Here is a 1,314-nt window from a genome sequence, read left to right as displayed (position 1 = left end):
GTCGCCGGCGACCACCGGCACAGCGTGCCGAGTGGCGAGTACGAGCCGGGCGTCGACCAGCTCCGGGGCCTCCACGAACCGCTGGACGAGCCGCAGCACCGCGCCGAGGCGCGCGTGCACCTCGCCGCCGGACTCCACCGGGGCGACCACGAGTTCCGGCACCGTACCGGCGGCGACCAGCGCATCCAGGTCGTAGTCGGGACCCAGCTCGGCCCACTCCACCGGCCTGCGCTCGGACGGGGGCAGGGATATCCACTGAACGTCGAACAGCGACTGCCGCACCGCGGTGGCCGCGCCCGAGAACCGCTCCGCCACGGCTGCCCGCATGGTCACGGCCTCGGCGGAGAAGACCGGCGCTCCGTCCTCGTCGAACGCCGCCATCGCCACGTTGCCCGCCGCACCGGGCGTCAGCCGTACGCGCAGCGCGGAGGCGCCGACCGCGTGCAGCCGCACCCCGGTCCACGCGAACGGCACCAGCAGCTCATCGCTCCCGGTGTCGAGCAGCACGGCGTGCAGAGCGGCATCCAGCAGCGCCGGGTGCATACCGAACGCGGTCGACGGAGGCTGCGTGCCCTCCGGGAGCGCCAGCTCGGCGAAGAACTCGCCGCCGCCCGTCCGCCACACCGCGCGCAGGCCCCGGAACACCGGGCCGTAGCCATAGCCGCGGCTCGCGAGGCGTTCGTACACGTCGGCCAGATCGACCGGCTCCGCGCCCTCGGGTGGCCACACCCCGAGGCCCTGCTCGGGGACGTCGGCCGCGCCCGCCACCAGGACGCCGGTCGCGTGCTGGGTCATGGGCTCGTCGGTCTCGCCCGCGCCCTGGGGGCGGGAGTGGACGACGACGGTACGGCGTCCGGTCTCGTCCGGCGCCTCCACGGTCACCTGGACCGCCACCGAGCGGTCCCCGGACAGCACCAGCGGCTGCTCCAGGGTCAGCTCCTCCAGCAACCCGCAACCGACCTCGTCACCGGCGCGCAACGCCAGCTCCACGAACGCCGTACCCGGCAGCAGAACCGACCCACCGATCACATGATCCGCCAACCACGGATGCGTGTACGACGACAACCGCCCGGTCAGCACCACACCGTCCTGCGACGCCGGCACCACCACCGCGCCAAGCAGCGGATGACCCGCCGACTCCAGCCCCAGCCCGACGGCATCGGCCGAACCATGCACCGTCTCCAGCCAGTACCGTCGGCGCTGGAAGGCGTACGTGGGCAACTCCACGTGACGGGCACCGAGGCCCTCGAACCACACGGACCAATCGACGTCCACGCCGTGCACGTAAGCCTGGGCCAGGCTCGTCAGCAACCT

General features: G+C 73.2%; 1 protein-coding gene. It reads right to left on the bottom strand.

The genetic code is table 11. The features are described 5' to 3' along the window. A partial coding sequence (locus tag AXW62_RS39680) for a polyketide synthase dehydratase domain-containing protein (protein WP_174556493.1) occupies positions 1-1,275 on the bottom strand: 1,275 nt, incomplete at its 3' end. Positions 1,276-1,314 lie beyond the last annotated feature (39 nt).

This window comes from Streptomyces hygroscopicus subsp. hygroscopicus (genome assembly GCF_001553455.1).
Lineage (GTDB): Bacteria > Actinomycetota > Actinomycetes > Streptomycetales > Streptomycetaceae > Streptomyces > Streptomyces hygroscopicus.
This window is presented reverse-complemented; position numbering and strand designations above follow the sequence as displayed.